The following is a 12,174-nucleotide window of genomic DNA, read 5'->3' on the forward strand; positions in this document are numbered from 1 at the left end:
GGCTGTTAGTTAAATTTTATTTCACTGTCCTCGTTTCCTATCAACACACGGCCTGTTGTTCAGGCCATGAAGGTATTCCCGCCCCACCGCCAAGGGGCTTATCCAGAGGACACTGGAATGACACAGGCAATTGCTTCGCCCGCGGTTCATGACCTGATCGGGATCGGTTTCGGCCCTTCGAACCTGGCGCTGGCCATCGCCCTGCAGGAGCGTGAAAAGGCCCAGGGCAAGCTGGACGTGCTGTTTCTCGACAAACAAGCCGACTACCGCTGGCACGGCAATACCCTGGTGACCCAGAGTGAACTGCAGATTTCCTTCCTCAAGGACCTGGTGACTCTGCGCAACCCCACCAGCCCGTATTCCTTCGTCAACTACCTCAAGGCCCACGACCGCCTGGTGGACTTCATCAACCTGGGCACCTTTTACCCTTGCCGCATGGAGTACAACGACTACCTGCGCTGGGTGGCGGGGCAGTTCCAGGCCCAGGCCAACTACGGCGAGGAAGTGCTGGCCATCGAGCCGATCCTGCATCAGCAACAGGTCGAGGCGTTGCGCGTGATCTCCCGTGATGCCCAGGGCGAGCAGCATGTGCGCACCACCCGTTCGGTGGTGGTCAGCGCCGGCGGCACACCGCGCATCCCCGAGACATTCAAGGCGCTCAAGGGCGATAGCCGGGTGTTTCACCATTCCCAGTACCTGGAGCGCATGGCCAGCCAGCCGTGCGTAGACGGCAAGCCGATGCGCATCGCCGTGATCGGCGGCGGCCAGAGCGCGGCCGAAGCTTTTATTGACCTCAATGACAGCTTCCCGTCGGTGCAGGTCGATATGATCCTGCGCGGTTCGGCGCTCAAACCGGCTGACGACAGCCCGTTCGTCAACGAAGTGTTCTCGCCGGCCTTTACTGACCTGGTGTTCCAGCAAGTCGGTGCCGAGCGTGAGCGTTTGGTCGCCGAATACCAGAACACCAACTACTCGGTAGTGGACCTGGACCTGATCGAGCGAATCTACGGGATTTTCTACCGCCAGAAAGTCTCCGGCATCGCCCGCCAGGCGTTCCGCACCCTGACCGTAGTGGAGAAGGCCACCCCAGGCCCGCTGGGTATCGAACTGGCCCTGCGCAATAGCGCCACCGGCGAAACCAGCCTCAACCATTACGACGCGGTAATCCTGGCCACCGGCTACGAGCGCCAGATGCACCGTGAACTGCTGGCGCCGCTGCAAGCCTACATGGGCGACTTCGAAGTGGCCCGCGACTACCGCATCGTCACCGACGAGCGCTGCAAGGCTGGCATCTACATCCAGGGCTTCAGCCAGGCCAGCCATGGCTTGAGCGATACCTTGCTGTCGGTGTTGCCGATTCGGGCGGATGAGATTGCGGCGTCGTTGTATGCGCTGGACCATCACCGTGGCAAGGCGCGTTCGGTGCAGGACTTGCTCCTGGCAACCGCCAGCTGACCGATCCCCTTATTGTGGCGAGGGAGCTTGCTCCCGTTCGGGTGCGCAGCGCCCGCAAGCTTTTGGGGCCGCTTCGCAGCCCAGCGGGAGCAAGCTCCCTCGCCACAAGAGCTCGCTCCTACAGACGGCACTTGTGACAAAGTGTGGCTATTGGTACTGTACAAAAAACCAGTATCGGTAGCCCTCCATGCAGTTGATCGAAAAACTCAGCATCCTCGCCGACGCCGCCAAGTACGACGCGTCCTGCGCCAGCAGTGGCGCGCCCAAGCGCAGTTCCGAGGGCAAGGCGGGGCTGGGTTCCACCAATGGCATGGGCATCTGCCACAGCTACACGCCCGATGGCCGTTGCGTGTCGTTGCTCAAGGTGTTGCTCACCAACTTCTGCCTCTACGACTGCCAATACTGCGTCAACCGCCGCTCCAGCGACGTGCCCCGTGCGCGCTTCAGCCCGGAGGAGGTGGTCACCCTGACCCTGGATTTCTACAAGCGCAATTGCGTCAGTGGGCTGTTCCTCAGTTCCGGCATCATCCGTTCGTCGGACTACACCATGGAGCAACTGGTGCGGGTCGCCAAACTGCTGCGCGAAGAGCATGACTTTCGCGGTTATATCCACCTCAAGACCATCCCCGATGCCGACCCGGCCCTGATCGCCGAGGCTGGCCGTTATGCCGATCGCCTCAGCGTGAATATCGAACTGCCCACCGACGCCAGCCTGCAGACCCTGGCGCCCGAGAAGCAGATCGGCTCGATCAAGCAGGCCATGCAGACCATCTACACCGGCGAACAGACGGTGCTCAACGAACCCCGCGCGCCACGTTTCGCTCCGGCCGGGCAGAGCACGCAGATGATCGTCGGTGCCGACGACACCGACGACAGCACCATCCTGCACGGTGCCGAGGCGTTGTACGGTAATTTCAAGCTGCGCCGCGTGTATTACTCGGCGTTCAGCCCCATCCCCAACAGCCCGAAAAGCGTACCCCTGGCCGCGCCGCCCTTGATGCGTGAGCACCGCTTGTACCAGGCTGATTTCCTGCTGCGCAGCTACGGTTTCAGCGCCAATGAGCTGTTCGCCGGCCCCGGTGACCTAGCACTGGATATCGACCCCAAGCTGGCCTGGGCCCTGGAGCATCGCGAGGTGTTCCCCCTGGACCTGAACCGCGCCGAGCCGACCCTGATCGCACGTATCCCCGGCATCGGCCTGCGCACCACCCAGCGCCTGGTCGACCTGCGCCGTGAACGCAAGATCCGCTTCGAAGACCTGGCGCGCATGCGCTGCGTGCTGGCCAAGGCCAAGCCGTTTTTCATCACCAGCGACTACCACCCGCAGCAGGCCGACAGCACCAGTGTGTTGTTGCGCGAACAATTGCGTGACCGTCCGCAGCCGCAACAGATGGGGCTGTGGGGATGATCAGCCTGGAGTGCGACAACCTGTTCAGCACCTGGCGCGAACAGGCGCGCTGGTTGCTCAGCCATCAGGTCGACCCCAGCCAGGTCAGCTGGGGCGAGGTGCAGGCGGCGGACCTGTTCGCTACCGATGAACTGATCCCACCAGGGATGGGACCGTTTCAGGCGCGCATACCCAAGGCGTTGTTGCAATTGTTGGAGTCCGCTGCCTGTTATCACGGTGATCAGCGCTGGAGCCTGTTGTATGAAGTGCTGTGGCGGGTCAGCCATGGTGATCGCACGGCCATGCTCGCGGGGGACAAGCTTGGCAGCGAATTGCAGCGGCGCATCAAGCAAGTCAGCCGGGAAGCCCACCACTTGCATGCGTTTGTGCGCTTCATCGCGCTGCCGGACGGGGCCGGGCCGGAACTGCCAGAGTACGTGGCCTGGCATGAGCCGGCCCATGACATTCTCAAGAGCGCCAGCGAGCATTTTATCGGGCGCATGGGCCGCCATCGCTGGATGATCGCCACGCCCCTGGACGGGGTGTATTACGACGGCGAGCAATTGATTCATCAGCGCCAGTGCCCCGAGGCCTGGCAGCAACTGGCACAGAATGTTGAAGATCCCCACAGTGCGATGTGGTTGACCTACTACAGCCACATCTTCAACCCGGCGCGGCTGAATCCCAAGGTGATGGAAGGGCATTTGCCCAGCCGCTTCTGGAAGAATTTGCCGGAGGGCAAGTTGATCCCGGGGCTGATCAGCGAGGCGCGTACGGGCAAGCAGAAGGATGGGCAGGCGAAGCTGGTGGGTGCCAAGCCAGGCAAAAGAATTGCAAACCCGGTCAATGTGGGAGCTGGCTTGCCTGCGATAGCGGTCGACCCGTCAGATGTGGGGTGACTGATTGATCGTTCCCACGCTCTGCGTGGAATGCCACCCTGGACGCTCCGCGTCTGCTCTTGAAGTTGTGACGCGGAGCGTCATTGGATGCATTCCCACGCAGAGCGTGGGAACGAGCTAGCTGGTTCAGGCCAGTTCGGTCGCGGTGTTCTTGACCACCGCCAACTCCGGATGCGCCACCAGCTTATCAATGTGCAACTCATCATTGTTCAACCAGGTCTCGGTCAGCACCCGGTAATGCTCCATATCCCGGCAGCGCATGCGCAGGCTGTAGTCGAACGGCCCGCTGATCAACTGGCATTCGAATACCTGCGGGCAGGCTTTCACGCAGGCTTCGAAGGCCTTTTGCGCCGAGCGCCCGCTTTGGTTGGACAGGGCCACCAGCACCAGCAGCGACAGCCCCGGTGAGACCATCTGCACATCGATGATCGCCCCATACCCACGGATCACCCCGCGTCGCTCCAGCTTGCGCACCCGCTCCAGGCAGGGCCTGGGGGTGAGGTGCACCAATGACGAGAGCTTTTCGTAGGTGATACGCCCCTGATGCCTGAGTACGTCGATGATCGCTTCGTCGATGCGATCCAGCGTAGGGGAAGAATGGGGTCCGTTGGCCTTGGTATCCATGAGTTCACTTCAAACGGTTGGAAAGAAATTGCTGCAAGCGTTCGCTGGTGGGACGGTCGAGGATCTCGGCGCCGCCGTGTTCCTCGACTCGGCCCTGATGCAGGAACAGTACTTGGCTGGACACCTGGCGGGCAAAGCCCATTTCGTGGGTGACCATCAGCATGGTACGACCTTCCTCGGCCAACGTCTGTATGACTTTAAGCACTTCTCCTACAAGCTCCGGGTCCAGGGCCGAGGTGGGTTCATCAAACAGGATGATCTCCGGCTCCATCGCCAGCGCTCGCGCAATCGCCACCCGCTGCTGCTGGCCACCGGACAGGAACGCCGGGTATTGGTCCGCCACGCGGCTCGGCAGGCCGACCTTGTCCAGGTACAGCCGCGCACGTTTCTCGGCTTCGGCGGCGCTCACGTTCAGCACCCGGCGCGGGGCCATGGTGATGTTTTCCAGCACGGTCATGTGGCTCCACAGGTTGAAGTGCTGGAACACCATGGCCAGGCGCGTGCGCAGGTTTTGCAGTTGCGCCTGGTGCGGCGCGCGGGTGCCGGCGCGGCCTGGTTGCATTTCGATGCTGATGCCGTCCAGGGTGATCACCCCGGCGTCAGGCTGTTCCAGAAAATTGATGCACCGCAGCATCGTGCTTTTGCCCGAACCGCTGGCGCCGATCAAGCTGATCACATCGCCCTGGCGTGCGTTGAGGGACACGCCCTTGAGCACTTCGTGTTCGCCGTAGCGTTTATGGATACCTTCGACTTGCAGCTTGATGGCCGCCGTGGCGGTGTTGCCGACGGGTACATCCATTGGATAAGCGGCCAGGGCCTGCGCGGACTGATTCATGGGTTAGCCTCGGGTAGGAACAAGAAAGCGCATCCAGCGACGTTCGGCCAGCCTGAACAGGCCCACCAGTGCAAAGGACAGCAGCATGTAAAGCAGGGCGGCGATGCCGAAAGCCTGGAAGGTCAGGAACGTCTCGGCATTCGCATCGCGGGCGACCTTGAGGATGTCGGCGACGGTGGCGGTGAACGCCAGCGACGTGGCGTGCAGCATCAGGATCATTTCATTGCTGTAGGCCGGCAGGGCGCGACGCAATGCGGCGGGCACGATCACAAACAGGTTCAGCCGCCAGCCGTGCAGGCCATAGGCGCGTGCCGCTTCGATCTCGCCATGGGGAATGTTGCGGATTGCCCCGGCGAAGATTTCCACGGTGTAGGCGCAGGTGTTGAGCACAAACGCCAACAGCGTGCAGTTCAGCGCATTGCGGAAAAACTGGTTGAGCAGGGCGTTGTCCTGCACCACTTCCAGGCTGTACAGCCCGGTGTAGCAAATCAACAGTTGGATATACAGCGGCGTGCCGCGGAACAGGTAGGTGTAGACCTCCACCGGCCAGCGCAGCCAGAAATGCTCTGACACGCGTGCCAGCGCCAGGGGGATCGACAGGCCAAAGCCCAGCACTACCGAGATAATGAACAGCCACAAGGTCATGGCGACACCGGACAGGCCGCTGCCATCGCTGAACAGGTAGGCCAGGCCGTATTGCTGGAACAGTTCGATCATCGCGCCATCCCCTTGATGCCCAGGTTATAGCGCCGTTCCAGGCGCTTGAAGATGCGGTTGGAGAGGGTAGTAATCACCAGGTACACCAGGCCCGCGAGGATCAGGAAGTACAGCGGCTCGCTGGTGGACTTGCCGGCGTTCTGCGCGGCCTTGACCAGGTCTGACAGGCCGATGATTGACACCAGCGCCGTGGACTTGAGCAGCACCAGCCAGTTATTGCCCAGGCCCGGCAGGGCAAAGCGCATCAGTTGCGGGAACAGCACCAGGTGAAAGCGCTGCCAGCGGCTCAAGCCGTAGGCGGTGGCGGCTTCCAGTTGGCCGGCCGGCACACTGAGGATCGCGCCTCGGAAGTTTTCGGTGAAATACGCGCCGTAAATAAAGCCCAGGGTGATCACTCCGGCGGTAAACGGGTCGATTTCAACGTAGTCCCAGCCGAACGCTTCGGTCAGGTCGTTGAGCCACAGTTGCAGGCTGTAGAAGATCAACAGGATCAGCACCAAGTCCGGCACGCTGCGGATCAACGTGGTGTAGAGCGTGGCCGGCACGCGCAGCCATTTGGCGCTGGAGAGTTTGGCGCCCGCGGCGACCAGGCCCAGGGTAAGGCTCAGGGCCAGGGCGAGGAACGCCAGCTTGAGCGTCATCCAGGCACCCTGGGCCAGCATGGGGCCGTAGCCTTGCAGGTTGAGGAGGTCGTTCATGGGGAAGATCTCGAAGGAGTGCACGGATTTACTGTGGGAGCTGGCTTGTTGTGGCGAGGGAGCTTGCTCCAGTTCGACAGCGCAGCTGGAGCCGGCTTTTTGGGGGCGCTTCGCACCCCAGCGGGAGCAAGCTCCCTCGCCACAACACGCCCGCTCCCACATGGGCACGGGTTGCCGGTTACTCGTGGTAGATGTCCTGATCGCCGAAGTATTTCTTCTGGATCTGGGCGTAGGTGCCATCGGCCTGGACGGCGGCGATGCCCTTGTTGATCAGCTCACGCAACGCCTGGTCGTTTTTGCGCAGGCCCATGGCGATGTCCAGAGGCAGGGTCGGGTCCTTGAAGGCCGGGCCGGTCTTGAAGTCGGCGCCTTCGGGCTTGGACAGGAAGTTGAGCTGGGCTTCGAGCTTGTCCGTCAGGGTGGCGTCGAGGCGGCCGTTCTGCAGGTCGGCGTAGTTCTGTTCCTGGGACTGGTACGCCTTGATCTGTGCACCGAGCTTGGCCAGGTGCGCGCGGGCATAGGCTTCCTGCAACGAGCCTTGCAGTACGCCAACTTGCTTGCCGTTCAGCGACTCGGGGGTGTCACCGAAGGTGGCGTTTTTGCGGGTGATCACCGAGGTGGGGCTGAGGAACAGGCGGTCGGTGAAGTCTATGACTTTCTCGCGGGCCGGGGTCACGGCCATGGAGGACATGATCGCGTCGAACTTGCGCGCACGCAGGGCCGGGATCATGCCGTCGAATTCGTTGTGCACCCAGGTGCATTTCACTTCGAGCTTGGCGCAGATGGCGTTGCCCAGTTCGATATCGAAACCTTGCAAGCTGCCGTCGGCGGCGACGGATTCGAAGGGCGGGTATTCGGGGAACACGCCAAACCGGATTTCTTTCCAGTCCTGGGCGTGGGCAGCAGTGGCGCACAGTGGCAACAGCAACGCAGCGAAGAGTGATCGCAGAGGAGTCATGTGTCGGTCCCTATATTTTGTAATTGATGTCAGGGGCAGTGAATAACTGGGAGCAGAGAATGCTTCATGATGGTGCGTTTTTTGTGTCGTTTACCCCCTGCGCAAAGCGCAAATTGCGCTGTTAAAACAGGCAATGCAGCGGAATCGGCTGTGACACCGGCAAAATCGGCTTTCAACCCACCCGAATCTGGCCTGCCCTGGGCGCAAAGCGGCAAGCCAGAGCGGTTTCAGGCGCGCTTTTTATGCTGTACCACAGGTTGCTGGGCCAGGCGTGCAAACAGGTCTTTCGGGTCGGCCAGGTCTGGCACCAGCTCCAGCTCGCTCCCCACATCCAGGGCCTTGGCCACGTCCAGTACATAGCGCAGGGCCGAGTAGTCTTCGATAGCAAAACCCACCGAGTCGAACAGGGTGATCTGGCGTTCATTCTCGCGGCCCGGCTGTTGGCCGTTGATCACTTGCCACAGCTCGGTGACCGGCGAATCTTCCGGCATGTGCTGGATTTCGCCTTCGATGCGGCTTTGCGGTTCGTACTCGACGATCACCCTGGCGCGCTCGACGATACGGCGGTCCAGCTCGGTCTTGCCCGGGCAGTCACCGCCCACGGCATTGAGGTGCATGCCTGGCTCGATCATCTCGTCAGTCAGGATGGTGGCGTAGGCCTTGTCTGCAGTCACGGTGGTGACAATGTCCGCGCCTTTGACTGCCTCGGCGACGCTGGCGGCCAGGATCACCTTGATCGCCGGGAACGCCTTGAGGTTGGCGGCGAGCTTGGCGGTGGCCTGGGGGTCGATGTCGAACAAGCGGATTTCAGTAATGCCCAGCATGGCGTGGAAGGCCAGTGCCTGGAATTCGCTTTGGCAGCCGTTGCCGATCAGCGCCATGCTGCGGCTGTTGGCGCGGGCCAGGTAGCGGGCGACCAGGGCCGAGGTGGCAGCGGTGCGGATCGCAGTGGTCAGGGTCATCTCCGCTAGCAGCACCGGTTTGCCGGTGTCGACGTCGCCCAAGGCGCCGAATGCCATCACGGTGAGCATGCCGGCCAGGGTGTTTTTCGGGTGGCCGTTGACGTACTTGAAGGCGTACAGCGAAGCGTCGGACACCGGCATCAGCTCGATCACGCCATCCGGTGAGTGGTTGGCCAGGCGCGCGCACTTTTCGAAATCCTGCCAGCGCAGGTAGTCGGCGCGAATGTAGTCGGCCATCTCGGTGATACAGGTTTGCAGGCCTTTTTGCGATACCAGGTAGCTGAGGTCGTTGACGTCGATATAACGGGTCATGGCAGGACTCCTTATTGAAATGAGGGACGGGCCGGCAGATGCACTTCGGCCAGCATGCAGCGGGCACTGCCGCCGCCGATGCGTTCGATGTTGTCGATATTCACCACCACCGGCCGCGTATGGCGTTCCACATGCTGACGCTGCGCCGGATGCAGGGCGCCCCAGGCACTGGCGGACATCACCAGCAATGGCTGGCCGTCCCGGTCGTGGACCTCCAGCATGTTGCCGGCGAAGGCTTCCAACTGGTCGAAGTCCAGGCTGAGGATGTCCTTGCCGGTGTCACGCAGGGAGCGTTCCAGGGCCAGGCGCTCGCTGTCGTCGGGCAGGGCCTGCAGGCACACCACCGCGAGGTCGCGGCCAACGCTCATCATCACGTTGCTGTGGTAGATGGGGGCCTGGTGACGGTCCAGGGCGTGGAACACAAAGAGTTGGTAGTCGAGGCGTTCGGCAAACTGGCGCAGGGCCGCGTGGTGGGTGCGCCCCGAATGGCACGCGTAGCTGATGCGGTGCTGGCGGTCGAGCACCATGCTGCCGGTGCCTTCCAGGAAGATGTTCTGTTGTTCCAGGTGGCTGAGGTCGATGGTGGTGTTGATCGCAAAGCGTTGCTCCAGTACTTGCAGCACGCCCTTGTTGCGCTCCAGTCGGCGGTTCTGGCCTTCCATGGGGTAGAGCACCAGGCTGCCGTCGGCATGGCTGCTCCACCAGTTGTTGGGGAAGATCGAGTCGGGCGTATGAGGCGCCGGCGTGTCCTGCACCACCAGCACCTCCACGCCATGCTGGCGCAGGGTGTCGACATAACCGTCGAACTCCTCCAGCGCTTTGTGCTGTGCACTGAGCGGGTCCAGCGGCGGGCGTTGGAAACGGTTGTTGATCGCGGTATCCGGGTTGAAGGCAAAGCGCGCCGGGCGGATCATCAGGACGGTGTTGGTGGTTTGCATGGGGGCACGGGTCCGTTGGGGATCTTGTGCCGCTATTGTGTACGTTGCGGGGAAAGGATCCCGGCTGAAACAGCGGGGTGGCTCAGCCAAGAAAGCTGAAAACGGGGGTGGCGCAGCCGAATCGGCTGCCAGATTGAAATACGATCAACCTGTGGGAGCAGGCAAGCCAGCTCCCACATTGGTATTGTGGTGATTGTTATCGTTGTGTCAGCCAGGAGGAACCATGTCTACCGCTGTTCGCCTTGCCCAACCTTCAGATGCCGAGGGCATCAGCCAGGTCATCCTGGCTGCGCTGCACAGCAGCAACGCACGTGATTACCCAGCAGATGTGATTGCGCGGGTTGCCAGCAATTTCACTCCCGACGCGGTAATGGCGTTACTCCAGCGGCGTGTGGTGTTGGTGGCGACTCAGGATCAACTGATCGTTGCTACGGCCGCACTGGACGGCAACGTGGTGCGCTCGGTGTTCGTCAACCCGGCGCTGCAAGGGCAGGGCATTGGCCGATTGTTGATGATCGAGATCGAGCTGCGCGCCCGTGAAGCCGGCGTGACGCTGCTGAGCGTGCCGTCCTCGCTGACGGCGCAAGCCTTCTACGCCAAGCTGGGTTTTCACAACGTGCGTGACGTGTACCACGGCAACGAGCGCACGTTGGTGATGGAAAAGGCGCTGTTGTCCCGCCACCCCATCGGGCCGTATCGCGACCGTCAACACCGTGCCCAGGTGATTGAGTTATGGCAGCAGGCGTTTGGCTATGACACCGCGCATAACCTGCCGAGCCTGGCGATTGATAAGAAACTGGCGGTCAATGACGGGTTGTTCTTCGTTGCCACCGACAACAAAGCCGTGATCGGTACCATCCTCGCCGGCTATGACGGGCATCGTGGCTGGTTGTATTCGGTGGCGGTGCATACCGACTATCGGCGCCATGGCCTGGGGTCGTCGCTGGTGCGCTATGCCGAACAGGCGTTGACAGCGCTGGGTTGCATGAAAATCAACCTGCAGATCACCGGCGGCAATGACGTGGTGGTGGGGTTTTATGAGGCGTTGGGGTATGGGGTGGAGCCGAGGATCAGTATGGGCAAGAAGATTGCCGAGAATATTACGCCACGCTCATGAAGGTGCAGAAACCAGTGTGGGAGCTGGCTTGCCTGCGATAGCGATAGGCCTTTGATCGTTCCCACGCTCTGCGTGGGAATGCCGCCTGGGATGCTCCGCGTCCCGCCGGACAACAGGTGACGCGGAGCGTCAGGGGATGCATTGCATTCCCACGCGGAGCGTGGGAACGATCAAGCGAGCGTGGGAACGATCAACCAGCCAGCTCCCACAGGGTTTTGTGGTATCGCTGGCTTTTGTGGCTGTCAGACCTTGACGATCCAACCCGCTGGCGCTTCCACGTCACCGGTCTGCACACCGGTCAGCTCTTTGTAGAGCTTCTGGGTGATCGGGCCGACTTCGGTCTCGCTGTGGAACACGTGCAGCTTGCCGTTGTACTGGATGCCGCCAATAGGCGAGATCACGGCAGCGGTACCGCAGGCGCCGGCTTCCTTGAATTGGTCCAGCTTGTCGATGAACACTTCGCCTTCTACCACTTCCAGGCCCAGGCGGGTCTGGGCCAGTTCGATCAGCGACAGGCGGGTGATGCCTGGCAATACCGAAGGCGACTTCGGCGTGATGAACTGGTTGTCGTGGGTGATGCCGAAGAAGTTGGCCGAGCCGACTTCTTCGATTTTCGAGTGGGTCATCGGGTCCAGGTAGATCGCGTCGGCGAAGCCGGATTTCTTCGCTTCCGAACCCGGCATCAGGCTGGCGGCGTAGTTGCCACCAACCTTGGCGGCACCGGTGCCTTGCGGCGCGGCGCGGTCGTAGCCGGAGATCTGGAAGTTGTGCGGCACCAGGCCGCCCTTGAAGTAGGCACCGACCGGGATGCAGAACACCGAGAAGATGAATTCCGGCGCGGTACGCACGCCGATGTTGTCACCGGTGCCGATCACGAACGGGCGCAGGTACAGCGCGCCGCCACTGCCGTACGGCGGGATGAAGCGCTCGTTGGCCTTGACCACTTGTTTGCAGGCGTCGATGAACGCGTCGGTCGGCACTTGTGGCATCAGCAGGCGGCCACAGCTGCGCTGCATGCGGGCGGCGTTCTGGTCCGGGCGGAACAGGTTGATCGAACCGTCCTTGCAACGGTAGGCCTTCAGACCCTCGAAGCATTGCTGGCCATAATGCAGGGCAGTGGAGCCCTCGCTGATGTGCAGCACATTGTCGTCGGTCAGGGTGCCAGCTTGCCATTCGCCGTTCTTCCAGACCTGGAGAAACCGCTTGTCGGTCTTGATGTAGTCAAAACCCAGCTTGTCCCAATTGATGCTCTCGTTACCCATGACACCCTCT

Annotated in this window: 12 protein-coding genes; 4 read left to right on the forward strand and 8 right to left on the reverse strand. The window is 61.7% G+C overall.

Features of this window, described 5'->3' with window-relative positions:
• The first annotated feature begins 117 nt into the window (after positions 1 to 117).
• The 3 genes from HU730_RS22770 (at position 118) to HU730_RS22780 (ending at position 3,741) form a co-directional block, all read left to right on the forward strand.
• Positions 118 to 1,455: a SidA/IucD/PvdA family monooxygenase gene (locus HU730_RS22770; protein ID WP_060763709.1), complete on the forward strand. Its 1,338-nt coding sequence runs from the start codon at positions 118 to 120 to the stop codon at positions 1,453 to 1,455.
• Positions 1,456 to 1,642: 187 nt separating this feature from the next.
• Positions 1,643 to 2,863, forward strand: coding sequence for a putative DNA modification/repair radical SAM protein (locus tag HU730_RS22775; RefSeq protein WP_014719028.1), 1,221 nt, complete (start codon positions 1,643 to 1,645; stop codon positions 2,861 to 2,863).
• Entirely contained in the window at positions 2,860 to 3,741 is an 882-nt protein-coding gene (locus HU730_RS22780) for a TIGR03915 family putative DNA repair protein (protein ID WP_054917426.1), read from the forward strand. The genes HU730_RS22775 and HU730_RS22780 overlap by 4 nt, the downstream gene beginning before the upstream one ends.
• A 126-nt stretch (positions 3,742 to 3,867) precedes the next feature.
• Here the strand turns inward: HU730_RS22780 and HU730_RS22785 are convergent, their stop codons facing one another.
• The 7 genes from HU730_RS22785 to HU730_RS22815 form a co-directional block, all read right to left on the reverse strand.
• On the reverse strand, positions 3,868 to 4,365 hold the full coding sequence (locus HU730_RS22785) for an Lrp/AsnC family transcriptional regulator (RefSeq protein WP_003192319.1): 498 nt from the start codon (positions 4,363 to 4,365) through the stop codon (positions 3,868 to 3,870).
• Positions 4,366 to 4,369: 4 nt separating this feature from the next.
• Positions 4,370 to 5,200 carry an ATP-binding cassette domain-containing protein gene (locus HU730_RS22790; protein WP_269836098.1) on the reverse strand — a complete coding sequence of 277 codons (831 nt, stop codon included), beginning with the start codon at positions 5,198 to 5,200 and terminating at the stop codon, positions 4,370 to 4,372.
• Positions 5,201 to 5,203: 3 nt separating this feature from the next.
• Entirely contained in the window at positions 5,204 to 5,917 is a 714-nt protein-coding gene (locus HU730_RS22795; RefSeq protein WP_014719024.1) for an ABC transporter permease, read from the reverse strand.
• Positions 5,914 to 6,615, reverse strand: a complete 702-nt coding sequence (locus tag HU730_RS22800; RefSeq protein ID WP_014719023.1) for an ABC transporter permease — start codon at positions 6,613 to 6,615, stop codon at positions 5,914 to 5,916. The genes HU730_RS22795 and HU730_RS22800 overlap by 4 nt, the downstream gene beginning before the upstream one ends.
• A 178-nt stretch (positions 6,616 to 6,793) precedes the next feature.
• Positions 6,794 to 7,573 carry an ABC transporter substrate-binding protein gene (locus tag HU730_RS22805; RefSeq protein WP_186527053.1) on the reverse strand — a complete coding sequence of 260 codons (780 nt, stop codon included), beginning with the start codon at positions 7,571 to 7,573 and terminating at the stop codon, positions 6,794 to 6,796.
• Positions 7,574 to 7,800: 227 nt separating this feature from the next.
• Entirely contained in the window at positions 7,801 to 8,847 is a 1,047-nt protein-coding gene (locus tag HU730_RS22810; RefSeq protein WP_034127975.1) for an ornithine cyclodeaminase, read from the reverse strand.
• Between the two features lie 11 nt (positions 8,848 to 8,858).
• A complete protein-coding gene (locus HU730_RS22815) occupies positions 8,859 to 9,785 on the reverse strand; it encodes an arginine deiminase-related protein (protein WP_034127974.1) in 927 nt (308 codons plus the stop codon).
• A 223-nt stretch (positions 9,786 to 10,008) separates the two neighbouring features.
• On the opposite strand from HU730_RS22815, the gene HU730_RS22820 reads away from it, so the two are divergent.
• The gene (locus tag HU730_RS22820) at positions 10,009 to 10,902 is read left to right on the forward strand and encodes a GNAT family acetyltransferase (RefSeq protein ID WP_186527052.1); all 894 of its coding nucleotides are present in this window, start codon (positions 10,009 to 10,011) and stop codon (positions 10,900 to 10,902) included.
• A 242-nt stretch (positions 10,903 to 11,144) separates the two neighbouring features.
• Here the strand turns inward: HU730_RS22820 and HU730_RS22825 are convergent, their stop codons facing one another.
• Positions 11,145 to 12,164, reverse strand: a complete 1,020-nt coding sequence (locus HU730_RS22825) for a branched-chain amino acid aminotransferase (protein WP_003192309.1) — start codon at positions 12,162 to 12,164, stop codon at positions 11,145 to 11,147.
• Between the last annotated feature and the right edge of the window lie 10 nt (positions 12,165 to 12,174).

Origin of the sequence: Pseudomonas sp. SWRI22, assembly GCF_014268395.2 — a bacterium.
GTDB classification, from domain to species: domain Bacteria; phylum Pseudomonadota; class Gammaproteobacteria; order Pseudomonadales; family Pseudomonadaceae; genus Aquipseudomonas; species Aquipseudomonas paracarnis.

Coding starts and splice junctions, on each gene's coding strand:
- HU730_RS22770 (WP_060763709.1), top strand. CDS start 118: ATGACACAGGCAATTGCTTCGCCCGCGGTTCATGACCTGATCGGGATC.
- HU730_RS22775 (WP_014719028.1), top strand. CDS start 1,643: ATGCAGTTGATCGAAAAACTCAGCATCCTCGCCGACGCCGCCAAGTAC.
- HU730_RS22780 (WP_054917426.1), top strand. CDS start 2,860: ATGATCAGCCTGGAGTGCGACAACCTGTTCAGCACCTGGCGCGAACAG.
- HU730_RS22785 (WP_003192319.1), bottom strand. CDS start 4,365: ATGGATACCAAGGCCAACGGACCCCATTCTTCCCCTACGCTGGATCGC.
- HU730_RS22790 (WP_269836098.1), bottom strand. CDS start 5,200: ATGAATCAGTCCGCGCAGGCCCTGGCCGCTTATCCAATGGATGTACCC.
- HU730_RS22795 (WP_014719024.1), bottom strand. CDS start 5,917: ATGATCGAACTGTTCCAGCAATACGGCCTGGCCTACCTGTTCAGCGAT.
- HU730_RS22800 (WP_014719023.1), bottom strand. CDS start 6,615: ATGAACGACCTCCTCAACCTGCAAGGCTACGGCCCCATGCTGGCCCAG.
- HU730_RS22805 (WP_186527053.1), bottom strand. CDS start 7,573: ATGACTCCTCTGCGATCACTCTTCGCTGCGTTGCTGTTGCCACTGTGC.
- HU730_RS22810 (WP_034127975.1), bottom strand. CDS start 8,847: ATGACCCGTTATATCGACGTCAACGACCTCAGCTACCTGGTATCGCAA.
- HU730_RS22815 (WP_034127974.1), bottom strand. CDS start 9,785: ATGCAAACCACCAACACCGTCCTGATGATCCGCCCGGCGCGCTTTGCC.
- HU730_RS22820 (WP_186527052.1), top strand. CDS start 10,009: ATGTCTACCGCTGTTCGCCTTGCCCAACCTTCAGATGCCGAGGGCATC.
- HU730_RS22825 (WP_003192309.1), bottom strand. CDS start 12,164: ATGGGTAACGAGAGCATCAATTGGGACAAGCTGGGTTTTGACTACATC.